Origin of the sequence: Dyella nitratireducens, assembly GCF_014642835.1 — a bacterium.
In the GTDB taxonomy this organism is placed as follows: domain Bacteria; phylum Pseudomonadota; class Gammaproteobacteria; order Xanthomonadales; family Rhodanobacteraceae; genus Dyella_B; species Dyella_B nitratireducens.
In genome coordinates, this window is sequence record NZ_BMJA01000001.1 from 1079992 (window position 1) to 1105281 (window position 25290).

Consider the following 25290-nt stretch of genomic DNA (forward strand, 5'->3'; position numbering starts at 1 on the left):
CATGGGCTCCTGTCAGCGGCCAGCGAGGGCATCAACGATGTTCAGGCGCATAGCCCGCCATGCGGGGATGGCCCCCACTACCAGGCCGATGGCCAGCATCAGCGCGATGCCCAGCAACCAGCTATTCGCGCCGACCGTGGGTAGATTCAAAAAGCCGCCGCTGCCCGCACTGACACCGGGAATCAACGCAGCGGCCAGCGCAATGCCGATCACGCCACCAAGCAATACCAGCAGCACGGATTCGGCCAGCACCATGGCCAGCACACCGCGATCGGAAAAGCCCAGCGTTTTGAGCACCGCCAATTCCGATGTGCGTTCACGCACCGCCTGCATCATGGTGTTGCCGGTCAGCAGCAGCAGCGTGAAGAACACTGCGCCCATGATCGAGCCCACGATCAGACCAATATTGGCCAGCTGTTTCATCCACGACGCCGTTGCCGCCGCTTCGGTCTGCGTGCGCGTTTCATGATCGGAGTTGGCCGATAAGGCGTCGATGGCCTTGGCCACTTGATCGGCCTGATTCACGTCCTTCACCCGCGTGACGAACCAGCCTACCTGGCCGTTGTTGTAGCCCTTCATCACGGCATCGTCGAAGTACTTCCAATGCATCAGGATGATCTGGCCATAGAAGGCCACGCTCTGATCCGTGGGATGCAGGACACCGACGATCTGGAAGGTCCAATTCTTGCTGCCATCCTGTTGCGGGAAGATATTCGATTGCAGCGGGATCTGGTCACCCACTTTCCAGTGGTATTTTTCCAGCAGCTTCTCACCCACCAGAATGCCGATGCGTGTATTGGAGAATGCCTTGCGCGCGTCATCGCTGACCTGCACTTCCGGATACTGATCGATATAGTTGTCGCTGACGGCGAACGTGAACACTTGATTGTGCGGATCCTGATACGCACCGCCGAACCAGTTGGAATACGCGACCGACTTCACGCCAGGCACCGTGGCGATCTTCTCGCCCAGACCCTGCGGCAGCGTCTCGATGAATGAAAGCTTGGAGCCGGTCTGCAGACGCTGCGCGCCATTGGCGCTCTTGCCCGCCTGGTCGAACGAGATGCGTACCGCATCCAACATGCCGAACAGCAGGAATGCAGCCGCAATCGATACCAGCGTAAGGATGGTGCGGGTCTTGCGCCTAAACAGCGCCGCCCAGATGAGATGAAGGTATTTCATCGCCAGTTCCTCATGCCATGGCCTGCTCGACCAGCGTGCCCTTGTCGAGATGCAGGGTGTGGTCGGCGTATTCGGCCGCTTTCGGATCGTGCGTCACCATCACGATGGTCTTGCCGTGTTCGCGGTTGAGCTGGCGCAACAGGCCCAGCACTTCCTCCGCGGATTGACGATCCAGATCGCCGGTAGGCTCGTCGCACACCAGCAATGCCGGGTCGGACACGATGGCGCGAGCGATGGCCACACGTTGCTGCTGACCACCGGAGAGCTCGGTCGGTTTGTGCGATGCGCGGTCGGCCAGGCCCACCAGTTGCAAAGCGATAGCGGCGTTCTTGCGCCGTTGCCCAGCCGATAGTTTGGTGAGCAACAGCGGCAGCTCTACATTCTTCTGCGCGCTCAACATGGGCATCAGGTTGTAGAACTGAAATACGAAACCAACGTTCGATGCCCGCCAGCGCGCGAGTGCACCCGCACCTAACTGGTCGATGCGTTGTCCGGCCACGCTGATGCTGCCGCCCGTGGGCGTATCCAGACCGCCTACCAGGTTCAGCAAGGTGGTCTTGCCCGAACCGGACGGCCCCATCAACGCCAGGAAATCGCCCTCGGCAATGTTGAGGTTGATGTGGTGCAACACTTCGACCTTCTGACGGCCACGCTCGTAGACCTTGGAAAGATCGCGAATCTCGATCAACGTACCCATTGCTACATCCTCCCGAGTGGAACTGTGTTGGTCGCGCATAGGTAGAGCGCTCCGTGAGTCCTGTTACTGGTTATTGGGTTTGCACGCTTACGTCCGAGCCGTCGTGCAAGTCAGCCGGCGGCGCAATCACCACGCTATCGCCCGCATTCACCGATGCAGGAAGCAACCGCATATCGCCAAACGCTTGCGCTGCGGGCTGCACCGGTTGCTGATGTGCTTTGCCGTTGGTGACGACGAACACGCTGTCGCTGCCGTCGCGCTGCACGATCGCCTTGGCTGGCACCAGCACACCCTTCAGCGTCTGCACGGCAACGGCGGGTTTCGCTTCCAGGAAAGACACGCGTACGCCCATGTCGGGCACGATGCGTGCGTCCTTCTTTTCCATCGCAACACGCACTTTCACCGTGGCCTTGCCGCGATCGGCGGCCGGCACGATGGCGATGACGTGCGCGGGAATCCGCCAATCCGGATAGGCATCCAGCACCGCTTCCGCCGGCATGCTCGGCGTGACGCGGCCGATGTAGGCTTCGTTGACGTCTACATCGACTTCCAGTGAATCCATGTCCACGATGGTGCCGATACCGGTACGCGTGAAACCGCCGCCTGCGGAGAACGGCGACACCACTTCACCTACCTGTGCATCTTTGGTGGTGATCACACCGTTGAACGGTGCACGGATCAGGCAATAGCCGAAGTTGACCTGTGCCTCGACCACTTGCGCATCGGCGGCTGTGGCATTTCTCTGCTGCGAAATCAGCTGCGCGCGCGTGCTGTTGGCCAGCGTGCGTGCCTGCTCAGCCGCCTGCTTGGATACCAACCCCTGTTTGGCCAGTGCTTCATCGCGATCAGCATCGCGCAGGTTCTGCGTGAGCTGCGCCTGAAACTGGTTCACCAGCGCATGCGCGGCCTTGGCTTGTGCGACGGCCGTATCGAGTGCGGCCTTGTACTGGCTGTCATCAAGCTTGGCCAGGATCTGGCCATCCTTGACGTGATCGCCTTCCTCAATCAGCACCGCGGTCAAGGTGCCGGTGATCTGCGCGGACACCGTGGCCTGGCGACGCGCCGTCACATAACCCGTTGCCTGCAGCACCGCGCCCGCAGATGGATCGCTGGCCGCTGCGACGGCCTGTGCGACGTGCACGGGTATCGATCGATGACTGAACCACCACCAGCCACCGGCGCCAGCCATGAGCAACACGAGCACGACGCCGCCAACGATCCAGGGCCAAGGCCCTGCTCCGCCACTCCGATGATCATCACGCTGATGGCGCTCGATCTTCAGTTCCTTCAGTAGATCGGTATTGCTCACGCTTTTGTCCTGTTGTCCCCGATGTGTGCACGATAGTGGCTTGCGCTACATCCCTTCCACGTGCGCTCATCAACCTATGCCAATGACACCTGTCATGTCTTATGACGTGCGGGCAGCCGCCGATTCGACAATGGCGCTCTGCAAAAGCGCATAAGGTCTGCATTTTTGCTTGCGCGCCGCTGACTTCGCCCCGCATCGGACGCGATCTGCTGACGAAACGGAAATACCTGCCATGGCCATCTTCTTGCCAGGTGCATGAAGCTGCTACCCTTTTTGCCATGCGCTACGTCATCGATCCTCCTGCCATTCCCAGCCTCCCGGTCATTGGCCGCGAGGAACGCTTTCCGATCCGCCGTGTGTTCTGCATCGGCCGCAATTACGCCGAGCACGCACGAGAGATGGGCGCCACGGTCGATGCGTCGGCGCCCATGTTCTTCTGCAAACCGGCTGATGCCGTGGTCACGGATGGTGCTGACGTGCCCTATCCCACTGCCACCGCCGACCTGCATCACGAAGTGGAGATGGTGGTGGCCTTACAAGCCGGCGGCCAGAACCTGGATGCCGCGCAGGCGATACAGACAATCTTTGGCTATGCCGTAGGGCTAGACCTCACTCGCCGCGATCTTCAGGCGGTCGCCAAAGCCAAGAGCCATCCATGGGATGTGGCCAAGGCCTTCGATCATTCTGCGCCGGTTTCTGCCTTGCGTGTGGCCAATGAAGCCTCGCCGCATGCGGATACGCGCATCAGCCTTGAAGTGAATGGCAAGCTGCGCCAGGAAGGGCGGCTCAACGAGATGGTGCACGGCGTGGCAGACATCATCGTCGCGCTGTCGACGCTGTTTGAATTGAAGCCTGGCGACCTGATTTTCACCGGCACGCCTGCAGGTGTGGCGGCATTGCAACGCGGCGACAGTTTTCGCGCAGAACTGCAAGACATCGCGGTGCTGGAAGGCAAGATCGTCTGAACGATGCTTGCCTCACACGCAGCATCCCCATGCATTACAGTCCACAACGCCATCCGGCGCACAACCTAGGGAGACGACAATGAGCATGTTGCAAGAATTCAAAGAATTTGCCATGCGCGGCAACGTGCTCGACATGGCGGTGGGTGTGGTCATCGGTGCGGCGTTCGGCAAGATCGTCACCTCGCTGGTGAACGACGTGATCATGCCGCCGCTGGGCTGGGTCACCGGCGGCATCGATTTTTCCGCGATGAAAGTCGTGATAAGGCAGGCTGACAACAGCAATCCCGCGCACAAGATCCCGGAAATCGCCATCGCCTATGGCAGCTTCATCAACAGCATCCTCGCCTTCGTGATTGTGGCGTTCGCGATCTTTCTGCTGATCAAGATCGTCAACAAGTTCTACACCAAGGCCGCTGCTGCGACGCCGCCGGAAGTGGCGTTGCTGACGGAAATTCGCGATTTGCTGAAAAACAAGCAGTAGCGCATTGCGCCAGTGACATGACTTTCGGCCTAAGCGCGCCCTGAGGCGAGCCCCATAATGCGGGGCTCGTCACCAGGAGCCGCCCATGCATCGCCCCTCCCTCACCTTGCTCACTGCCAGCCTGATGCTGGCTACCGGATTTGTTTCGGCCAAGGATGCGCCCACCACGATTCCCGCCCCCGCCGTGCAGACGGCCGAGCAACTGCGCGACAAGGCCATGCACGACGACACCGCCTACAAGGTGGTGGAAGGTCTGACCACCGAAATAGGCGCGCGTCTGGCCGGCGGTGTGAACGATCAGCGTGCGCGGGACTGGATGGTGGCGAAGTTCAAGGCACTGGGCTTCGACAAGGTCTACACCGAGCCGGTGACCTTTCCGCTGTGGGTGCGCCGTAGCGAGCATGGCGCCATCGTGGCCCCCTTTCCGCAACCGCTGACACTTATCGCACTGGGCTATTCCGCGGGAACACCCAAGGGCGGACTCACCGCGGAAGTGGTGCAGTTCCCCACGCTGGATGCCTTGAAAGCCGCCGATCCGGCCAGCGTGAAAGGCAAGATCGTGTACATCGGCGAGCGCATGCAGCGGCACAAGGACGGTATGGACTACGGCCGCATCGGCTCACCGATTCGCGTGCAAGGCCCGGTGATCGCGCAGGAAAAAGGCGCTGCCGGCTATTTGCTGCGTTCGGCGGGTACCGATGCCAATAGCCGCACGCCACACACGGGTGTGACGGGTTTTATGGATCCCGCCAAGGCGATTCCTGCCGCCGCGCTGTCCAATCCGGATGCCGATCAACTTGAGCGCGTGCTGGCCTATGGCAAGCCGGTCACGGTGAAGCTCGATCTGGATTGCGGTATCGAGGGCCAATACACCGGTGCGAACGTGATCGGCGAGATCACCGGCCGCAAGTATCCTGATCAGGTGGTCGCCATTGGCGGACATCTGGATTCCTGGGATCCGGGTACCGGCGCCATTGATGACGGCGCCGGCGTCGCCATTGCGGTCGGCGCGGCCAAGTTGATCCACGATCTGCCACAACGCCCGGACCGTACCATCCGCGTGATCGCCTTCGCCAACGAGGAAATGGGCCTGTGGGGTGGACGCGCTTACGCCGACAAGCATGCCGCCGACGTAAGCAAGTTCCAGCTCGGCTCGGAGTCGGATTTCGGCTCCGGCCCCGTGTGGCGGATGAGCGCCAGCGTCAAGCCGGAGGCGCGCGGTGCGATCGAGCAGATCGCCAAGGTGCTTGCGCCGATCGGCGTGAGCTATGACGTCAAGCGCCCCGGTGGCGGTGGTTCGGATCTCTCGCAGATGCACGGCAAGGGCATGGCGGCGCTGAGCCTCACCCAGGACGGCACCTACTACTTCGACTGGCATCACACCGCCAACGACACGCTGGACAAGATCGATCCCAAGCAGCTGGCGCAGAACGTGGCGGTGTACGCCGTGTTCTCGTACATGGCAGCGGAGGCCAACGGCGATTTCGGTTCGGCGCCGGGCGCGTTTGCGCACGATGGTGCGGAGGACTGAGCTTTTGCACCCTCCTCTCGCACGGGGAGAGGAGGATGCGCGAGCGCTAACTTTCCTCGCTAAGCGGCGATGCCAGGGCGGCATCCACCTCCCGCTGCTCGGCAGGCGCCTCGGCCACATCCAGTGCCTGCAGGTTTTCCTTCAGCCGCGTCAGCACGTTCATCGCCTGCGTCATTTCTTCATAGCTGATGCCCACGGTGCATTCGCGCCGCAATTCGTGGGCGATCTGCTCCATGTCATCGATCACCCCGCTCGCCTGTGCGGTGGTATACAGGCGCCAGGCGCGACGATCCTTGGGATCCGGCCGCCGTTCCACGAAACCCGCGGCCTGCAGGCGGTCGATCACCCGACCTACCGCGATCGGCTCCATCTCCAGGAATTCGGCCAGCTCGGTCTGCCGCAGCCCCTCGCGGTGATAGAGCATCTTGGTGGCGCGCCACTGGGCGCGCGTCAAGCCGAATTTCACCGCACGGCGGTCAAAATGCTTGCGGAACAGCAAGGTGATGTCGTTCAGCAAGTAACCGAAGGAAATATCTTCCGTCTTTGGCATGATGCAATCGCCTGGTAACACGTTGCACAAGCATAAGCCCAATCATGGCTCTTAGCGTTGTCACCTGCGACCTGACCCATCTGGCTCTGGACGCTATCGTGAACGCCGCCAACCCCGCATTGCTGGGTGGCGGCGGCGTGGACGGCGCCATTCACCGCGCGGCCGGCCCTGCCTTGCTTGAAGCTTGCAGAGGCTTGCCGCAGGTAGCGCCCGGCGTTCGTTGCCCAACCGGCGAGGCACGCATCACATCGGGATTCCTGCTGCCGGCGCGCTATGTGATCCATACGGTGGGACCGGTGTGGAAAGGCGGCCACCACGGCGAAGCGGAGCTCCTGGCACAGTGCTATCGCTCGTCGATCAGCTTGGCGGCAAGGCACGAGGTTCACAGCATCGGTTTTCCGGCGATCAGCTGCGGCGTCTACGGCTATCCACCTGAGCAGGCAGCACGGGTGGCGGTTGCCAGCTTGCGCAACGTGCTGCCTGCCCATCCCGCCATGGACGTGCAGCTTTGCTGCTTCGATGAACGCATGGCGGCCATCTGGCGGGAAGCGCTATAAGATCAATCGAGCTTGAATGGATAGAGCGGTGGTAGCGGTGAGTCGTTTTCAGCTTTTTCGTCCTGCCGCCAGGCAAATCCCTTTCCGAAAATCGCGGCAAGGTCGATGCGCGCTTCCGCTGACACGCCGGCATATTGCTCGCGCTGCAGCAGTTCTATCGCCGCACGCTGTTCGTTGGACGCCAGGGCTTCGGCGACCTGCCCCAGATTGCGTACTGCCGGGCGCTCGGCGCGCGCCCAGGCAAGCAGGCGTCGCGCCTGCACGGAGCGATCATGGCCGCGTGCCGCATCCAGGAATGCCTGACGCAGTGCGCGCGTCGAATCGGCCGGTTCAGTGTGCGGCTTCGTCATCGCAACCATCGATAGGCGCTTGCGCTTGTAGAGCCACACGAAGATTGCCGTGCTCAACAACCACAGCGCGAGGCTGCCAAGAGCGATCCAGCGCCAAGGCGTGGACGACGCAACGACGGTTGCAGTTCCTGCGCCAGCTGGCGAAGCAGCTGGGCTTGCCGCGGCCACCGAAGGCGCTGCGACGGACTGCGTCGTCGAAGCTGCGGGTGCCGGCGCGCCATTGGCTGCCAGCACGGTCAAGGTGTGCGATGGAATCGTGGCGACTTTCTTCTGCCCGCTCTGCACATCGAACCATGTGAGTGTGATGGCTGGAATGGTCAGCGTGCCGGCGCGCTGCGGAATGATCGCGAAGCCACGCTCGCTATGGCCGGTGAGCCATTCACTATCGTCATGTGTCGTTGTCTTCGGTTGATCGGGATAGACCATGGCACCATCGATCGTCGGCAGACTCAACGACGGCAGCGCATCGCCTGACAAGCCTTGTGCATCCACGCTCAGACGAAGATTGAGCGGCTGCCCGGCGGTGAGCTTGTCGTCGCTTGGCAGACCTTGCAGGCTGAGCGTCAAGGAGCGCGCAGGCAGCCATGTTGTCTGGCCCCAATCGACGGGCGGCGCCTGCACGTCGATCTTTACTTCGGGCGAATCCGCCGTGACAGGCGTGGTGTTACCGAACAGACCGCCTGGATTGAAAAAGCCACCCGGATCGTTGGGATTACCGCGATCGAGCATCTCACCCTGGAATTCGATGGATGGAACGACCAGCGAGCCGGCGTGCCGCGGCGTCAACGCATAGCGGCGCTCGACAACGCTGTAGTGACGCCCGTTGCGGTCCGCGCCATAAGTGATGTCGTTGCCCAGTTGCTGCAAGTCTGCACCGGTGACATCCGGATTGGGCAAGTTGCCGCCGTTGAGATCGCCAGCGTAAAAGAGTCGTACGGTGTAGAGAATCTGCTGCCCGACGTAGATGTGATTGGCGCTTGCTTCAGCTTCGACGAATACGTCCTGGCCCGCATGCCCACCCGCCGTCGTATCGGGTGGTCCCACATGCAACGTCAGTGGATTGGTCTGACTGCCCGCTAAGTTCAACGACGGAATCTGCAAATCACCTTGATGTTTGGGACGCAGCGCAACACCGATGATCAGCTCGGCGCTCTGCTTGCCGTTGATGACGCTGAGCGAGCTGCTGGTGGACGTACCCAATACTTCGAAATCGCGATCCAGGACGCTGAGATCCGGCGTGCTTGCCGTAACAGCGTCGCCGATATGCAGGTTGAGCGTTACGGTTTCGCCCAGATGCACATCGTTACGATCCAGCGTGGCCTGTACGCTCGCCGCCATGGCCGTCCATGGCAGCAGCAGGCACAGCCACAACAGCCAGCGGTACTTCACGGCTGGTCTCCTTCCACTGGTTGTGCACCCATGCGCTGACGATATTCCAACTCGAATTTTCTTCTCAGCAATGCGCCGGGATCGTCGGGTACGCGCTGCAAATCGCGGCGTATGTCATTGGGGAGCTTCGAGAGTGGATCATCGCTGTCAACGGCACCTAATTCATGCGCAGGCGAGGTGCCCGTTTTCTTTCGCGCACTAGCCAGAGCCCGATCCATTTGCGCTTGCAGGCCTTGTTGCGCCTTTTCGGCCTGCGCCCGTTCACTGCTGGAGGCGGGAGCTGGGACTGGCTTGGATGCGTCTTGTGCCAGGGATTGGTTCATAGGGTGTTGCGCATCGGTTTCTTGCTGGCTGTTCGCTGCCGACGATTGGTTCTGCGCTCCGTTTTCCTGACTTGCATCCGTCTGTCCATGCTGGCCGTTCTGATCTTGATCATTTTGGCGTTGATCACCTCCCTGTTGCTGCTGACCGGATTGACCGTTCTGCTGCCCCTGACTCTGCTGTTGCTGGCCAGGCGATTGTCCGCTCTGACCATTCTGGTTGTTCTGGCCGCCGTGCCCGCCCGAGTGCTGCTGTTGCGGCGAGGATGACGAAGCCTGCTGCTTGCGCATGGCCTCTTGCACAAGTTTGCGATTGGCTTGCGCATCTTCGTTGCGCGGATCAAGTCGCAGTGCGCGATCGTAAGCGTTGATCGCATCCTGGTAATGCCCAAGCCTGGCAAGCGCGTTACCCAGGTTGTAGGGCGCATCCACACCGTTGGCCTGTTCTAGCGCATGCGCCGCCGCTGCGTAATCCCCGGCGCGATAGGCTGCCGCACCTCGCCATGCAGGGTCCTGCGCAAGTCGCTGCGCCTTGGCGGCATCCCCCTGACGTAGCGCGCTGGCTGCTTGCTGATCCGGACGCTGCCACCAATCACGCCAACCGGATGCCTTGGCGGTGGTGGGCAACATCGGCAGCAGGATCAAAGGGAGCATCAATACCCAGCCACGGCGGAAGGCCATGGCGGCAACCAGCAGCAGCGGCAACAGCAACCACGGTCCCCGGTCTTGCCACGCATCGGCTTCCTGCCCCTCCGCCATGGATGCATGCTGTGCCGGACGCAATACGCCATGCAAGGCAGCTATGTCGTCAGCGTTGTCACTCATCGCCACATAACGGCCGCCACCTGCAGCGGCTAGCGCGCGCAGGTTTTCATCGTTGCGGCGAGCCATGGCGATGTTGCCCTGGTCATCGTGCACAAAGCCGCCATCGGCACTGGCGATGGGAGCACCTTGCGCCGTGCCAACGCCCAGCACGGAAACGTGCACGCCTGAAGATAGCGCTGCGCGCGCGGCGGCTTGCGCTGCAGCGTCGACATCATCCGTCACCAGCACAATCGAGCCGCTGGCGAGCTTGGCATCGTGAATCAGTTGCACGCCTTGTTGGATAGCTTGCGCAGCATTGTCGCCGTCGACCGGCATGACGTCCGGCGACATGGCTTCCAGCAATGCCTCCAGGCTGTGCGCATCGCTGCTCAGTGGCGCCACGACGAAAGACTGGCCGGCATAGCCAATCAGCGCATTTAAGCCATCCTGATTGGCCATCAGCAGATCGCGCACCTTGTAGCGTGCGCGTTCAATGCGGCTGGGTTGCACATCGTGCGCCAGCATGTGCTGCGACAGTGAAAGCGCTACGACCTGCGCAGCACGATCGTTGAACATCGGCTCCGTCACACGACTCCATGTGGGACCGGCCAAGGCCAGTACACCCAGCGTCCAACCCAGTGCGAGCAATCCCGAAGGAGCGCGGGTATGACGCATCTCGCCGCCCATCAGATGTGGCAAGAGTTCCGGATCAGCCAGTCGACTGAGTGCACGTTGTGAAGCATCGCCGCGCGCGCCGAACCAGATCAGCAGCGGAAGTGCCAGCAACCCAAATAACCACAACGGCTGCAAGAAATGGAATGAGTGCAGGGCTTCGATCATGCGCCGACTCCTTTCCAGCGCGGCCACAGCAAGCCCAGCAGCAGGCAGACACCAGCCACAGCGAGCGGCACGCGGAACAGCTCATGATGCAAACGAAATTCGCGTCCCTGCTGCGGCATGGGCTCCAAGGCATCGATAGCGCGATAGGCGTCAGCAAGCTGATTGCCATCCGTAGCGCGATAAAATTGGCCGCCGGTTTCATGCGCCATGTAGGTGAGCATGTCCGCATCCAGATCGGCCGACGGATTGACCACGCTGTTACCGAACAAGCCTGGCACGACCATGCGCGTAGCACCGATACCGATGGTATAGATGCGCACACCGGCAGCCTTGGCCGCACGCGCTGCGTCTTGGGGCGAAATGCTGCCGGAATTATTCACGCCATCCGTCAGCAGAATCAGCACGCGCGCCTGTTCCGGCAATGCGGCCAAGCGTTTCACGGCGACGGCGATCGCGTCGCCGATAGCGGTCTCCGTGCCAGGCAATCCAACCGTGGCGGTTTGCAATTGCGCACGGACGGCTTTGAGATCATACGTAAGCGGCGTCACCAGAAACGCGTGCGTGCCGAACAAAACCAGACCAAGTTCGTCACCACTGCGGCGTGAAATAAAGTCACCCGCGATGGCCTCCACTGCACCGAAGCGGCTCAACTGTTGACCGCCCAACACCATATCGGGTGTTTCCATGCTGCCGGAAAGATCGACCGCCAGCATCATGGCGCGACCACTATGTGTTTGCGCTTGCGGCGGCCCGATCACTTGCGGCCTTGCGGCGGCGGCGAGCAGAGCAAGCCAACCGAGCACCAGCAACCAAGATGCCGCACTGCGCGTCGATGGATGGCCGCTCACAGCCCAGGACAGTGAGGCATGCGGCAAGCGTAGAGCCAGTCCTGGCGATGCAGGTTTCAGGATGCGCCAGATCAGCCACGGTAACGGCAGCAGCCCAAAAACCCACGGCCATGCGAATTCAGGCATGGCTCTTCTCCAGGGGTTTCACATGCCGCCACGCGGCTTGAAGCCAACGGTGGACAGCCCCTTCGATGGCGGTTCGGTCGAAGGTCGCGTATGGCTGGTACATGCGCGCTTCGAGCGTCATCAATGTGTCGAGGGTGGCATCGTCGACCGGTACTTGTGCCAAGGTTTGTCGCCATGGGTCGCCTTGCAGATGGTGCGCATCGGCGGCGTAACGCCATGCGGCTCTACGCAACAGCTGGTGCAAGGAGGTGGCATAAGCAACATCATCATGAGCATGGCGATCCGCCAATTGCCGGATTTCCGTCAAAACCCGCGCTCGCCAGAGACGTGCACGCCGCGCTCGACGATAAAGCAGATATCCAGCCATTAGCGCGCCACAAACAACGGCCAGCAATACCCACCATCCTGGCGCAGGCGGCCACCACGATGGATTGGGCGGTAGATGGATATCGCGCAACGGCAGGGGCTCTTGCGGAAGTTGCATGCTCATCGCCGCCCCCCGGCATTGCGCAGCAGTGCGCTGACCGCATCCAGCGGATCGGCAGCAGTGTCGACGACGCGATAGGGAATGCCGAGCGACATGGCTATCGCTGCGAGTCTTGCTTGCCCTTCACCCAGGCTTTGCTGGAAAGCTTCACGCTGATGCACCGATTGCAGCATCAACCGTCGTCGTTCGCCGTGATGTTCAACCGGATAATTGCCCGCTGGCGCTGGCTGCAGCTCCAGCGCATCGGCAACGATCAACGTACGTACCGCGGTATGGCGCATCATTTCGATGAGACGATCACGCGCAGCCTGATCGCTGCTTTGCCCATCGCTGATCAGCAACACACGATTGGCACCTTGCTGGAGTTTGATCACATGCTGGAGTGCTTGTGACAGCAGCTGGTTTTGTCCGGAAGCCACGGCGTCGTATTTTGCCAGCATCCCACACACATCCAGTGCACCACGCAAACCGCCACGCGGACGTTGCAGATGGCTGTTTTCACCGAACACCATCAATCCCACGCGCTCACCGGCCTTCACTGCATGCCATGCAGCCAAGGCTGCGGCACGTGCCGCCTGCACGGACTTGAAGCGCACGCGCGTGCCAAAGCGCATGCTCGGATGCTGGTCGACCAGAATCAGCAGTTGGCCTTCACGTTCCTCCTGAAACAGCTTGGTATGCAGGCGACCGCTGCGCGCGGTCAAACGCCAATCCATGCGGCGTACATCGTCGCCGGGCTGATAGGCGCGGGATTCAGCGTAATCCATGCCGCGGCCATAGAGACGGCTGGTTTGCGTTCCCACTCGCGTGGCGCGGCTATCCTGCGGCGGCATGCGCAGCCTTGCCACGCGGCCGCGCAAGGCGATCAACTCCGCCAACGAAACGCTGACGCGTCCATCGCCATCCATTTGATTCGACACGATGGCGTTCACGGCAATGGAACGAGATCCAGCAACCGGTTGATGACCTTCTCACTGCGGATGCCTTCGGCTTCCGCTTCATAGCTGAGCAGCACGCGATGACGTAGCACTTCGTACGCGATGGCATGCACGTCTTCCGGCAACGCAAAATCGCGTCCACTCAGCCATGCATGCGCCCGTGCGCAACGGTCCAGCGCAATGGTGGCACGCGGGCTTGCGCCCCAGGCAATCCAGCGTTTGAGTTCGGGGCCGTATTGGCCCGCATCGCGTGTAGCGAGCACCAGTTGCGCCAGGTATTGCTCCAAGGCGGGCGCTACATGCACGCTGAGCACGGCTCTACGTGCAGCAAAGACATCTTCCTGCGTCACTAGCGCTGAGGTAGGAACGGATGCATGTACCGGCCTGCTCGCCTGCTCCCGGGCGAGGCGCAGAATGGCCAACTCAGCCGCTGCGTCGGGATAACTGATGGTCACGTGCATGACGAAGCGGTCGAGCTGGGCCTCGGGCAGTGCAAACGTGCCTTCCTGCTCGATCGGATTTTGCGTCGCCATCACCATGAACAAATCGGGTAGCGGCCAGGTATTGCGACCCACGGTGATCTGCCGCTCCGCCATCGCTTCCAGCAACGCCGACTGTACCTTTGCCGGTGCGCGATTGATCTCATCGGCCAGCACGATGTTGTGGAACAGCGGACCACGCTCGAATTCGAACGTACCGGACTGAGGCCGGAATACGTCGGTGCCAGTGAGGTCGGCGGGGAGCAAATCCGGCGTGAATTGCACACGATGAAAGTCGGCGGCAATGCGGTTGGCCAAGGCCTTTACGGCCGTCGTCTTGGCCAGACCCGGTGCACCTTCGACCAGAAGATGGCCATCCGCCAGCAAGGCGATCAGCAGACAGTCGATGAGCCGCGGTTGGCCGATGATCTGTTGCCTCAGATCGTCGCGAAGGCGGGAAAACGCTTGTTGCAGATGCCCGGGTGTGGGAATTTGGGGCATGTCCATCCGAAAATCCTGTACTTCTTGGTGAGGGCTGAGACCACAAGGCTGTAGGAAAGTTTGGCCGCTTGTCCGCCACAAAGCAAAAGGGGCGGCACACTGGCCGCCCCTTTGGTTTGTCATACAAGTCCGCGCTTATTGCAGGCTGTCGCTGAGGATGCGCGGCGTCACGAAGATCAGCAGTTCGTCCTTGTCGTTGACGCGCTGGGTGCTGCGGAACAGGAAGCCGACACCGGGGATGTCGCCCAGCCACGGCACCTTGTTGATGTTGTCGGTCTTGCTGATTTCATAGATGCCACCCAGCACCACCGTCTGGCCGTTATCCACCAGCACCGAGGTGTTGAGCGAGCGCGTATCGATCACCGGCACCTGGCCGCTGCCCGGCACGGTGATGTAGTTGTGCAGCGAGTCCTTGTTCACGTTGATCGCCAGATAAACGCGATTGTCGGCAGTAATGGTTGGTGTGACCTTGAGTTCCAGCACGGCATCCTTGAAGGCCACCGTCGCTGTACCGCTGGCACCGCCGCCGCCCACGCTGTTCTGGTAGGTGACGTAGCCGATTTCCTGACCTTGCCGGATGTCCGCTTCCTGTTGATTGGCGGTGATCACGCGTGGGCTGGATACCAGCTGGCTGCGCCCTTCCGCCTGTGACGCGGACAGTTCCAGGTCCAACGCGTAATTCTTGCCAAGGATCGCGGCAGCAATGGTCGAGGCAGTACCCGTGGTCGGCGTGGCAGGCAGGTTGACCTGCTGGTAGTTCTGCAGACCGTTGTAAGTGGTCGTGGTGGTGCCACTCGACGAGGCGGGCAGAAGGCCGCTGCCCAACGACAGCTGCTGGCCGCTCGGATTGATGTGCGTAGCATTGATGCCCCATTGAACACCCAAATCACGCTCGAAATCATCGGTCGCGATCACAATGCGCGATTCGATCAGCACCTGCTGCACAGGACGATCCAATTCAGCAACGATCGCACGTATCTCAGCGGTCTTTTCGGCCGTGTCGTTGAGCAGCAACGTGTTGGTGCGCTGGTCGAAGGTAACGCTGCCGCGCGGCGAGAGGAAGCCGCGATGCTCGCTGGCACCACTTGTTCCACCGCCACCACCACCCGTGCTCTGTTGAGCACCCGTCGTCAGCAACTTAGCAATATCCTGCGCCTTGCCATAGCTGATCGGAATATACGTGGTGACCAGCGGTGCGGTGTCCTGCGCCTTGAAGCGCGCGTCGGCCAGACTTTGTTCGTAATCGGCCAACTCCTTCTGCGGAGCAATCCAGATCACGTTGCCGTCGCGACGCTTATCCAGATCCTTGGCGCGCAGGATCACATCCAGCGCCTGGTCCCATGGCACGTTCACCAAACGCAGCGTAACGCTGCCACCCACTGTGTCGGAAGCCACCAAGTTCAGGCCCGACACATCAGCCAACAGCTGCAAGGCCGAACGCACCGGAATGTCCTGGAAGTTGAAAGTCACTCGACTTCCCGTGTAGACCGGTTGCGCCATGGAAGCAGGATTGGTGTTCTTCGAGTCCTGCTTCTTCGGCGTCACCTCGACCACGTACTGATTGCCGGTCTGGTAGGAAGACACGTCCACATCGCCGCTGTAGGCGATATCGACCCGTGCGCCGTTCGGCGTGGACTTCGGTGAAACCGACTGCACCGGCGTGGCGAAGTCGAGCACATTCAAGCGCTGCGCTTGGCTGGCCGGGAGTTGTGCGTTGGTGACATCCACGGAGATGTCGCCATTTTCGCGATGCATGTTCGCATTGGCGCCGGCACCGCTGAAGTTGATCAGCACGCGACCGGAGCCGTTGGGGCCACGCTGGAAGTCGATGTTGCTGACCGCCGGGCCGTTAAGCGCTGATGGCAGTGCCTTCGATGGATCGATGGTCGCTGCCGTCGTCACCGGCTGTGATTGCGTACCGTTGTTAACCACCAGGACCAGGCTATTGCCTTCCACACGCGACTTGTAAGTCGATGCTTGCATCAGCTCGACCACGACACGGGTGCGGCCGCCAGCAGCTATCGCCGATACACCCGTCGTGGTGCCTACGCCGATGTCCTGATGGCGAGCCGCATCATTCGTGGTGTCCGGAAAATCGATCGCGATGCGCGGTGGCGTTTCGGTCGTGAAGATATTGGGCTGCGGCACCTGATTGCTGTCGAAGCTCATACGCAGCTCGATGCGTCCGCCCGACAGGGTCTTGTAGGTGATGTTCTGCAGCGTGCTAGCCGTGGCGGCGGTCGCCCAGACGGCAGCACCCAGCGCCACGATGGTCATCAGGCAACGGCTGGCCAGGTGCATGGCGCGACTCCGGACTGGTTGATTGAGATTAGTCATTGCATCAGCCCCTGTATTCCTATTTCGCCTCAAGCGCGATGCTGGCCGGACGTTCCATCCAGCCGCCATTGCCGTTGGAAACCAATTCGACCAGGTCGACGTGGTCACCGGTGATAGCGGTGACGCGCCCGTAGTTCTGGCCCATGTATTCGTTGCTGTGCACGCGGTGGATCACTCCGCCGGGGTCTTTGATAAGAGCTTCCATGGTGGAACCAGCACCGATCGTGCCAACCATCCTCAGGCTATCCAGCGAGTAGGCTTCCAGCGGTTGTCGCGGACGACCTTCATCCGGACGCGGACCGTTGCCCTGATTCAATTCGTCCTGGCTGGGGCTGAACGGGTCGCGCTTGTCCTGGTCGTTGTAGGTGAAGGTTTCGAAGGTCTTGATCACCGGCAGCGCAGGAATCGGCGCACCACGTTTGGCTTTCTCCTGCGCAACCCATTCACGCAAGTCGGACATGCCGCGCGTACAACCCGTCAGCGTGAGCGCGGTGGCGATCATCAGCGACAGCTTCACCAGGTGAGCTGGCTTCATGGCAGTCATGACTCTCATTTCTGCCCCCCGACCTTCTTCGCTTTGCTCCCCTCATTCGTTTCGGAGTCTTCGAGGTAACGATAGGTTTTTACCGTACCTTGCAAGACCAGCAACTGGTTGGAGGCTGGCTCCGCACCTTTGGCCGGCGGATTGAGGGGCGTAAGCGAGACATCGTGCATGGTAAGGATCACCACGCGCGGCAGCGAAGCCACACCGCTGATGAAAGCGCCGAACTGATGATACGTACCGATCATCTTCAGCTGGATCGGCTTTTCCGCGTAGAAGTCTTTCGGAATTTCCGTACCCGGCTGGAACAGTTCCTGCTGCAGGCCGGCCGACAGGGCCGTCTGTGACACATCCACCAGCAGCTCGGGCATTTCGGTCTTGCTGGGCAGCTGACGCAACAGCTGGCGCAGCATGTCCTTCATTTCATCCAACTGCTGCTGCAAGGCTTCGAGATTGACCGACTTGGCCTGTTTCTCGGAGAACTCCTGTTTGAGTTTCTCTTCCTTGCCGACAAGGTTCTGCAGCGTGTCCTGCTGATCGTTGACAACGAAGTACCAGCCGGCAAGCATGATCACCAAGAACAACAACACGGTGAAAAACGTCTTGACCGATTTCGGCCAGCCACCGACGTTGTTGTAGTCGAGACTGCGCAGATCATCGAAGAGTTTCATTATTTGGCCCCTCCCTTGGCTGGCGTCATGCCCGGCGGCTTGGCCGGCAAGGACGCAGTTGCAGGGGGTGTCGTAACGGGAGGCTTGCCGACCGGTGTGGTTGAAGCGCCAGCGCTCGTGCTCGACGAAGCCGGGACACCGCCCTGCCCAGCGCTATCATCCTTGGGCTTGGAGAGCGCCACCGTCAGACCAAAGCTGTACGGCATCCGCGTGGCATCGTGGCTGTTCTCGGTCTTGCTGAGGTCGGCCTGGCCCATCCACGGCGACGTTTCGATGTTGCGCATGTACTCGGCCACGCTGGCGTTGGATTGCGCCACGCCGCCCAGCACCATCTGATCGCCAGCCTGCTTGATCGAGGTCAGACGCACGTTGCTTGGAATGGTTTTCACCATCTCGTCAAACAAGTGCACCATCTGCGAACGATTGGCCTGCAATTGTTCAATGATCTGCTTGCGTGCAAGCAGCTGCGCACGAACTTTTTCCAGATCCTTGATCTTTTCCAGCCGTGCATCGACCTGCTTGATCTGGTCCTGCATGTAGGCATTGCGATCGTTCTGGTTGTCGATGCGCATGTCCATCCAGAACCACCACAGGAACAACACGCCGATGGCTACCAGGCCCGCTGCGCCCAGCTGCATGAAGAACTCGCGCTGCCGGATCTTGCGGCGCTCGGCGCGCCACGGAAGTAGGTTGATGTGTGCCATCAGTCGAAACTCCTCATGGCGAGTCCGACCGCGATCATCAGTGCTGGTGCGTCCTGGGTCAGCGACTGCGCTTGCACCCGGCTGGAGAGCGACATCCGCGCCAGCGGATTGGCGACCACACACGGCAGGCCAAGCTGCTCCTCAAGCATCGCGCTGATGCCTTCGATCGACGCGCAACCGCCGGCTAGCACCACCTGATCAACTTTGCTGAATTCGCTGCCTGCATAGAAGAACTGCAGCAGACGGCTGATCTGCTGGACGAGCGATTCCTTGAACGGTTGCAGCGCCTCGGTCTCGTAGGATTCCGGCAGGCCGCCCTTTCGCTTGGCACGGCCGGCTTCCTCATAGGAAAGGCCGTAGCGGCGCATGATTTCGTCGGTGAGCTGCTTGCCGCCAAAGACCTGCTCGCGCGAATAGATCGTGCGCTGGTTCTTCAGGACGGACAGGGTGGTCATGGTGGCGCCGATGTCGATCACCGCGACCAGCGCATCACGTCCGACGTTGAGCTGGTCGGCGATCAGCGTGAAGGCGTTTTCCATGGCGAAGGCCTCGACGTCGATCACCTGTGCAGCGAGGCCACCCAGGTCCAGCGCGGCCACGCGCATGTCCACATTCTCCGTGCGCGAGGCAGCCAGGAGTATGTTGTTCATTTCAGGGTTGTCGCGCACCGGTCCTAGCACCTCGAAATCGAGGCTCACTTCCTCGATCGGGTACGGGATGTACTGGTTCGCCTCGACCTGGATCTGGCCTTCCAGATCCTCCTCCGACAGCTCGGCCGGCATCGGCACGATGCGGGTGATCACGGCGGAGCCGGCCACCGCGGCAGCGGCGTGCTTGATCTTGGCGCCGGAACGCGACAGTGCGCGGCGCACCGCTTCGCCCACCGCCTCGACCTCGACGATGTTCTTTTCGACCACCGCATTCGGGGGCAGCGGCTCGATCGCGTAGTGCTCCACGCGATAACGACCTCCTGCCTGGCTAAGCTGCAGCAGCTTGACGGCGGTCGAGCTAATGTCGACGCCGACCAACGGCGGCTTCTTGGGTGTAAAGAGCCCCACGACGATTCCCCCTTGACCCCTGGCGCTTCCGCCAGATACTGGCAGGATTGCCGGGCCATTAAATCCAAAAATTAACGCAATAGCAACGGCCTACACGATCTTCTTCGAGACTTTTGGCGTGATGTCCTGCACATTTGGACCAATCCGCCAATATCGAGATTAAGGTTTTGCTAACCCGCTGCTGATGACCCCCATACTGCTACATCTATACTTTGGTCTGTTTTGACTCAGGTCTCGCTATGGGATGCTCTGATTCGTTCTGCGTAGGTGGCATGATGTTCAGAAGGCCCGCAGGGTGTGTCGCACGGCGCAGGGAAGGCTGGTTGCCTTTTCAAGCCGCGCGGCGCAGCCTGCGGGCCTTCTGGACATCACCCTTCGGGCCGGCCCTGTCTGTCCGCATGCCTTCGGCCCACCGTCTCGACAGACGGCCAGTCTGCCTTCGCCGATGGTCCTGTGCCCTGCGAACAGACAGGGCCGGTGACACCTACGCAGAACGAATCAGAGCACCCCAAACCACATGACGCGATTTTTTAAAGCCCTGCTGCGCTGGCTGCTGATCCTGGGCTTCAGCGGACTCCTGATGATCGCTGCGGCCATTGGCGTGGCCTACTGGCTGGTCTCTCCCCGCATTCCGTCGGTGGATGTGCTCAAGGACTACCACATGCAAGTTCCGCTCCGCGTGGTAACCGCGGACGGCAAGCTGATCGCAACATTTGGTGAAACGCGCCGTATCCCGGTTTCCATGGACCAGGTGCCGGACATGCTCAAGCATGCGGTGCTGTCAGCGGAAGATGCTGATTTCTATACACATCCTGGCGTGGATTGGCGCGGCGTGATGCGTGCCGGCTTCCACGTGCTGGCCTCCGGCGGCAACAAGACCCAGGGCGGCTCCACCATTACCCAGCAGGTGGCGCGCAACTTCTTCCTGAGTCCGGAAAAGCTGTATTCCCGCAAGCTGATCGAGATGTTCATCGCCTTGCGCATGGAGAGCACGCTGACCAAGGACCAGATCCTGGAGCTATATCTCAACAAGATGTTCCTGGGCCACCGCTCCTACGGCGTGGCAGCGGCGGCCGAGTACTACTACGGCAAACGGTTGGACCAGCTCACCGTGCCCCAGTGCGCCGCCATCGCTTCTACCTTCCAGCTGCCTTCGGCGGTCAATCCGCTCACCAATACCCAGCGCCTGGTCGCCCGTCGCAATTGGGTATTAGGCCAGATGCTGGAACACCGCTACATCAACCAGGCGCAATACGAGCAGGCGATCAACGCACCTGATGATGCAGCTCCACACGAGCAACCGATCCAGGTCGACGCCCCCTACCTGGCCGAAATGGCCCGGCTGCAGGCACTGGATCGCCTCGGCAACGACGCGCTGACGGAGGGTTACGTCGTCAAGACCACACTGGTCAGTACCCGACAACAGGCGGCAGTTGCAGCCGTGCGCGATGGCCTGAGCATTTACGATCATCGCCACGGCTGGCGTGGGCCGGAAGCCCATGAGGAGCTGCCGCCGAACGCCAGTGACAGCGATGACAGCAACCTGCTCTCCAGCTATACGGATGTGGCAGGGCTCATCCCGGGCTTGGTCACCGCATCCTCCGCCACCGAAGCCTCGGTCTTCCTGCCAAGCAAGCAGGTGATCAAGCTGGATCTGAAGGCCATGGATTGGGCTCGGCCCTATATCAATGAAAACCGGGTTGGCGCGGCCCCCACCAAGGTCGACACCGTTCTCAAGCCCGGCGACATCATTCGCGTGATCCAGGACGACAAGGGCGTTTGGCAGCTGACGCAGATTCCGAAGGCGCAAGCCGCCCTGGTTTCGCTTGATCCGGAAAGCGGGGCGATCCAATCCCTGGTCGGCGGTTTTAACTTCCAGCGCAGCAAGTTCAACCGCGCGGTGATGGCTGCCCGCCAGCCCGGCTCGAGCTTCAAGCCCTTCATCTATTCGGCGGCGTTTGAGCGCGGCTATACACCAGCCTCGATCATCAACGACTCGCCGATCGCCTTGCCCGACCCCTCACAGCCGAACGGCCTATGGACACCGAGCAACGACGACAACAAGTTTGCCGGCCCCATGCGCCTGCGCGAGGCGCTGATCGAGTCGAAGAATCTGGTTTCAGTGCGACTGCTCGATGCCATCGGTGTGCGCTACACGCGTGACTATGTCACTCGCTTCGGCTTCCCACTCGATGCGCTGCCGAACAATCTGTCGATGGCGCTTGGCACGGCTTCCGTATCACCGTTGAGCATGGCACGCGGCTTTGCCGTATTCGCCAACGGCGGCTACCTGGTCACACCTTATTTCATCAGCGAAATCGACGATCGCGATGGCAAGCCGGTCTATGTCGCAAACCCGGCCCGTGCCTGCGCGGATTGCTCGGCACGGCTGCTGCAAAACAGTCCGCCCGCGCCACCGCCAGCCAACATGCTTACCAATGGTGTATCGGCAAGCTCGTCCAATGCGCCCGCTCCTGCGACCAGCGTGGCGATGGCCGGTGAAACGGCCCTGCCAGCTGACGTACACAACAGCGGCGCTGCACCACCGGTGCTGGCCCCGCACGTGATCGACATTCGCAACGATTACCTGGTCACTTCACTGATGAAGGATGTGATCCAGTCTCCCACAGGTACAGGCTATGCCGCGAAAGCGCTCAACCGCGCCGATTTGGCCGGCAAGACCGGTTCGACCAACGACCATCGCGACGCTTGGTTCGTGGGGTTCAACGGCGATCTCTCGACCGCCGTGTGGGTGGGCTTCGACGATTTCGCCTCATTGGGCAAGGGTGAATTCGGCGCGAAAGCGGCACTGCCGATCTGGATCGACTACATGGGCGATGCGCTGAAGGGCGCACCAGAGAAGAGCCTGACCATGCCGCCAGGCATCACCACCATGCTGATCAACCGCGAAAGCGGCCTGCCAACGGCCCAGGGTGACCCCGGTGCCATGCAGGAAATCTTCAAGGTGGAAGACATCGATCGCCTGCACAACCTGGCCACACAGCAACAGCAACAAAACCAGGATCAACAGCAGACTAACGACATCTTCTAATTTTTTGCTGTAGGCTTGCCCTGCCCCCGCACACTACAAGAGGGTCGCAGCATGGCACGAGGTGAGCATCATCGTATCCACGCGCAAGACCGTGTGCAGCGCAATCGGCTACGCGTCGCCCAGGAGGCGGCGCGCCTGATGAGCGAACACGGCATCCGCGACTTCCACCGCGCCAAGCGCAAGGCCGCCGAAAGACTCGGCGTGCTGGATGAGCAGGCGCTTCCCCGCAACCACGAAATCGAACAGGCCTTACGCGAACATCAACGCCTGTTTCAGTCAGAAAGCCAACCCAAACTACTAAGAGAACGGCGTGAAAGCGCCATCGAAGCGATGCGTTTCCTGGAGCGCTTCGAACCACGCTTGGTCGGCGCCGTACTGGAAGGCACCGCCGACGCGCATTCAGCCGTATGCCTGCACGTCTTCAGTGATGATCCCGAAGCCGTGGGCATCTATTTGCGTGAACATGGCGTTCCATTCGAAACGCAGACGCGGCGCCTGCGCATCAGCCGTGATGAGCAGGTCGAGTACCCGGTACTGCTGTTCGCCGCCGACAATCTTCCCTTCGATCTCACCGTGCTGCCGCATAACGCCCTGCGCCAGGCACCGCTCGATCGTGTGGATGAAAAACCGATGCGCCGCGCATCGCTAGCTTCGGTGGAGATCATGCTGTCAGAGGAAGACGAGCAACAGGATGATTTCGAGCGAAAACTAGCAGCTGCGCTTAAATAATCGACGCAAACAAAAACGCCCGGCATCGCCGGGCGTTTTCATATGGCGCGCCTGATCAGCGCTTGTCCGCACTCACATAGTCACGCTTGCCGGCGCCGACATACAGCTGACGCGGACGGCCAATACGCGAACCTGGGGTTTCGTGCTGCTCGATCCAGTGCGCGATCCAGCCGGCGGTACGCGCAATCGCAAACATCACCGTAAACATCTCGGTAGGAATGCCCAGCGCCTTGTAGATGATGCCGGAATAGAAGTCCACGTTCGGATACAGCTTGCGCTCGACGAAGTAATCGTCTTTCAGTGCAGCTTCTTCCAGCTTCATGGCCACATCGAGCAGTGGGTCGTTCACACCCATCTCGGCCAACACTTTGTGGCACATCTCGCGGATGATCTTCGCGCGCGGATCGAAATTCTTATACACACGATGGCCGAAGCCCATCAGACGGAAGTTGTCGTTCTTATCCTTGGCACGCTTGACCGCGGTTTCCACCTTGTCCGGCGAGCCGATCTCCTCAAGCATCTTCAGCACAGCTTCGTTGGCGCCACCGTGTGCCGGACCCCACAGAGCAGTAATGCCAGCAGCAACCGAAGCATACGGGTTCGCGCCGGTGGAACCGACGAGGCGTACCGTGGAAGTGGACGCGTTCTGTTCGTGATCTGCGTGCAGGATGAACAGCAAATCCAACGCCTTCGCGCACGTTGGGCTGAGCTCCAGCGGCTCGCTCGGCACCTCGAACATCATGTGTAGGAAGCGGTTGACGTATTCGAGATTGTTGCGCGGATAGCGGAAGGGCCAGCCGATCGAGTAGCGATAGCACGCTGCAGCGATCGTCGGCATCTTCGCGATCAGGCGAATTGCCGCCAGCTTGCGGTCTTCAGGGTTATCGACATCCAGATCTTCATGATAGAAGGCCGACAGCGAGGCCACCGATGCAGCCAGCATGGCCATCGGATGCGCGTCGTGATGGAAGCCCTGGAAAAAATTCTTGTGCGACTCATGCATCATCGTGTGATGCGTGATGTCGTTTTCGAACGAGGCAAACTGAGTCTTGTTCGGCAGCTCGCCGTTCAGCAGCAAATACGCCACTTCGAGGAAGCTGGACTTTTCCGCAAGCTGTTCGATCGGATAGCCGCGATACATCAACACACCCTCATCACCATCGATATACGTGATGGCGCTCTTGGTGCTTGCAGTACTGCCGTAACCCGGATCGTAGGTGAAATGCCCGGTGTCCTTGTACAAGGGGGCAATGTCGATGCAGGCGGGGCCAAGCGTGCCGCTGAGCAGAGGGAGCTCACTGCTACGGCCGTTGGACTCATCAACCAGCTTGACGGACTTGGAATCGGACACGGAAACCTCCTACGCATGGGTCGCCACCGGGGCAACCGCATAACGGCAACCAGCCGGTGAGGGAAAGTCGCATCGACGTGGGGGAAAAGCGGCGATGCATCCCATCCATTATCGCACATCGGATTACAAACAATCCGAAAGCGCATGGTCCGATTGACAAGCGTGAAAACGCACAAGGCAGGCGCGAGGCCTGCCTTGTGCAAAATCATTGAATCTGCCCCGAGGAGCAGTTCGCAAAGAATTACTTTTGCGCGTAACGACGGCGGAACTTGTCCACGCGGCCACCGGCATCGATGGTCTTCTGCTTGCCGGTGTAGAACGGGTGCGAGTGGCTGGAGATATCCACCTTGACCAGCGGGTACTCGTTGCCGTCTTCCCACTTGACGGTTTCCTTGGTTGCAATCGTGGAGCGCGTCAGGAACGCGAACTCGGACGAAAGATCCTGGAACACCACCTGACGGTAATTCGGATGGATATCGGGCTTCATGACGGA

The 25290-nt window shown here is 60.7% G+C and carries 23 protein-coding genes; 6 read left to right on the plus strand and 17 right to left on the minus strand.

Annotated features, from left to right (window positions below; translation table 11 throughout):
* Positions 1 to 12: 12 nt before the first annotated feature.
* The 3 genes from IEX75_RS05050 to IEX75_RS05060 form a co-directional block, all read right to left on the minus strand.
* Complete coding sequence (locus tag IEX75_RS05050; RefSeq protein ID WP_188793130.1) at positions 13 to 1182, minus strand: ABC transporter permease; 1170 nt, start codon at positions 1180 to 1182, stop codon at positions 13 to 15.
* A gap of 10 nt (positions 1183 to 1192) precedes the next feature.
* Positions 1193 to 1879: an ABC transporter ATP-binding protein gene (locus IEX75_RS05055; protein ID WP_188793131.1), complete on the minus strand. Its 687-nt coding sequence runs from the start codon at positions 1877 to 1879 to the stop codon at positions 1193 to 1195.
* Positions 1880 to 1949: 70 nt separating this feature from the next.
* Complete coding sequence (locus tag IEX75_RS05060; RefSeq protein WP_188793132.1) at positions 1950 to 3188, minus strand: efflux RND transporter periplasmic adaptor subunit; 1239 nt, start codon at positions 3186 to 3188, stop codon at positions 1950 to 1952.
* A 278-nt stretch (positions 3189 to 3466) separates the two neighbouring features.
* On the opposite strand from IEX75_RS05060, the gene IEX75_RS05065 reads away from it, so the two are divergent.
* The 3 genes from IEX75_RS05065 (at position 3467) to IEX75_RS05075 (ending at position 6165) form a co-directional block, all read left to right on the plus strand.
* Complete coding sequence (locus tag IEX75_RS05065) at positions 3467 to 4153, plus strand: fumarylacetoacetate hydrolase family protein (RefSeq protein ID WP_188793133.1); 687 nt, start codon at positions 3467 to 3469, stop codon at positions 4151 to 4153.
* A 79-nt stretch (positions 4154 to 4232) separates the two neighbouring features.
* Positions 4233 to 4634, plus strand: coding sequence for a large-conductance mechanosensitive channel protein MscL (mscL, locus tag IEX75_RS05070; RefSeq protein ID WP_188793134.1), 402 nt, complete (start codon positions 4233 to 4235; stop codon positions 4632 to 4634).
* Positions 4635 to 4719: 85 nt separating this feature from the next.
* Positions 4720 to 6165, plus strand: coding sequence for a M20/M25/M40 family metallo-hydrolase (locus IEX75_RS05075; protein WP_188793135.1), 1446 nt, complete (start codon positions 4720 to 4722; stop codon positions 6163 to 6165).
* A 46-nt stretch (positions 6166 to 6211) separates the two neighbouring features.
* On the opposite strand, the gene IEX75_RS05080 is transcribed toward IEX75_RS05075, so the two are convergent.
* Positions 6212 to 6715 (minus strand): MarR family winged helix-turn-helix transcriptional regulator, encoded by a 504-nt coding sequence (locus IEX75_RS05080; protein WP_188793136.1) that lies wholly within the window; start codon positions 6713 to 6715, stop codon positions 6212 to 6214.
* A 44-nt stretch (positions 6716 to 6759) separates the two neighbouring features.
* On the opposite strand from IEX75_RS05080, the gene IEX75_RS05085 reads away from it, so the two are divergent.
* Positions 6760 to 7272 (plus strand): O-acetyl-ADP-ribose deacetylase, encoded by a 513-nt coding sequence (locus IEX75_RS05085; protein WP_188793137.1) that lies wholly within the window; start codon positions 6760 to 6762, stop codon positions 7270 to 7272.
* A 2-nt stretch (positions 7273 to 7274) separates the two neighbouring features.
* Here IEX75_RS05085 and IEX75_RS05090 read toward each other — a convergent pair whose 3' ends face one another.
* The 11 genes from IEX75_RS05090 to IEX75_RS05140 form a co-directional block, all read right to left on the minus strand.
* Entirely contained in the window at positions 7275 to 9011 is a 1737-nt protein-coding gene (locus tag IEX75_RS05090) for a BatD family protein (protein WP_229720640.1), read from the minus strand.
* The gene (locus IEX75_RS05095) at positions 9008 to 10975 is read right to left on the minus strand and encodes a VWA domain-containing protein (RefSeq protein WP_188793138.1); all 1968 of its coding nucleotides are present in this window, start codon (positions 10973 to 10975) and stop codon (positions 9008 to 9010) included. Before IEX75_RS05095 ends, IEX75_RS05090 begins: the two co-directional genes overlap by 4 nt.
* The gene (locus IEX75_RS05100) at positions 10972 to 11949 is read right to left on the minus strand and encodes a VWA domain-containing protein (RefSeq protein WP_188793139.1); all 978 of its coding nucleotides are present in this window, start codon (positions 11947 to 11949) and stop codon (positions 10972 to 10974) included. Before IEX75_RS05100 ends, IEX75_RS05095 begins: the two co-directional genes overlap by 4 nt.
* The gene (locus IEX75_RS05105; protein ID WP_188793140.1) at positions 11942 to 12439 is read right to left on the minus strand and encodes a DUF4381 domain-containing protein; all 498 of its coding nucleotides are present in this window, start codon (positions 12437 to 12439) and stop codon (positions 11942 to 11944) included. The genes IEX75_RS05100 and IEX75_RS05105 overlap by 8 nt, the downstream gene beginning before the upstream one ends.
* Complete coding sequence (locus tag IEX75_RS05110) at positions 12436 to 13368, minus strand: DUF58 domain-containing protein (protein ID WP_188793141.1); 933 nt, start codon at positions 13366 to 13368, stop codon at positions 12436 to 12438. The genes IEX75_RS05105 and IEX75_RS05110 overlap by 4 nt, the downstream gene beginning before the upstream one ends.
* Positions 13365 to 14360 carry an AAA family ATPase gene (locus IEX75_RS05115; protein ID WP_188793142.1) on the minus strand — a complete coding sequence of 332 codons (996 nt, stop codon included), beginning with the start codon at positions 14358 to 14360 and terminating at the stop codon, positions 13365 to 13367. Before IEX75_RS05115 ends, IEX75_RS05110 begins: the two co-directional genes overlap by 4 nt.
* A gap of 129 nt (positions 14361 to 14489) precedes the next feature.
* A complete protein-coding gene (locus tag IEX75_RS05120) occupies positions 14490 to 16655 on the minus strand; it encodes a type IV pilus secretin PilQ (RefSeq protein WP_188793143.1) in 2166 nt (721 codons plus the stop codon).
* 55 nt (positions 16656 to 16710) lie between these two features.
* Complete coding sequence (locus IEX75_RS05125) at positions 16711 to 17244, minus strand: pilus assembly protein PilP (protein WP_188793144.1); 534 nt, start codon at positions 17242 to 17244, stop codon at positions 16711 to 16713.
* Complete coding sequence (locus tag IEX75_RS05130) at positions 17241 to 17906, minus strand: type IV pilus inner membrane component PilO (protein WP_423373322.1); 666 nt, start codon at positions 17904 to 17906, stop codon at positions 17241 to 17243. Before IEX75_RS05130 ends, IEX75_RS05125 begins: the two co-directional genes overlap by 4 nt.
* Complete coding sequence (locus IEX75_RS05135) at positions 17903 to 18607, minus strand: PilN domain-containing protein (protein ID WP_188793146.1); 705 nt, start codon at positions 18605 to 18607, stop codon at positions 17903 to 17905. The genes IEX75_RS05130 and IEX75_RS05135 overlap by 4 nt, the downstream gene beginning before the upstream one ends.
* Entirely contained in the window at positions 18607 to 19665 is a 1059-nt protein-coding gene (locus IEX75_RS05140; RefSeq protein WP_188793147.1) for a pilus assembly protein PilM, read from the minus strand. The genes IEX75_RS05135 and IEX75_RS05140 overlap by 1 nt, the downstream gene beginning before the upstream one ends.
* Before the next feature lie 517 nt (positions 19666 to 20182).
* Here IEX75_RS05140 and IEX75_RS05145 point away from each other — a divergent pair.
* Together IEX75_RS05145 and IEX75_RS05150 are read left to right on the plus strand one after the other, a co-directional pair.
* Positions 20183 to 22717 (plus strand): penicillin-binding protein 1A, encoded by a 2535-nt coding sequence (locus IEX75_RS05145; protein ID WP_188793148.1) that lies wholly within the window; start codon positions 20183 to 20185, stop codon positions 22715 to 22717.
* 51 nt (positions 22718 to 22768) lie between these two features.
* Positions 22769 to 23446, plus strand: a complete 678-nt coding sequence (locus IEX75_RS05150; RefSeq protein ID WP_188793149.1) for a hypothetical protein — start codon at positions 22769 to 22771, stop codon at positions 23444 to 23446.
* Between the two features lie 55 nt (positions 23447 to 23501).
* On the opposite strand, the gene IEX75_RS05155 is transcribed toward IEX75_RS05150, so the two are convergent.
* On the minus strand, positions 23502 to 24797 hold the full coding sequence (locus IEX75_RS05155) for a citrate synthase (RefSeq protein ID WP_188793150.1): 1296 nt from the start codon (positions 24795 to 24797) through the stop codon (positions 23502 to 23504).
* A 241-nt stretch (positions 24798 to 25038) separates the two neighbouring features.
* The gene (locus IEX75_RS05160; RefSeq protein ID WP_115478733.1) at positions 25039 to 25284 is read right to left on the minus strand and encodes a type B 50S ribosomal protein L31; all 246 of its coding nucleotides are present in this window, start codon (positions 25282 to 25284) and stop codon (positions 25039 to 25041) included.
* Positions 25285 to 25290: the final 6 nt, after the last annotated feature.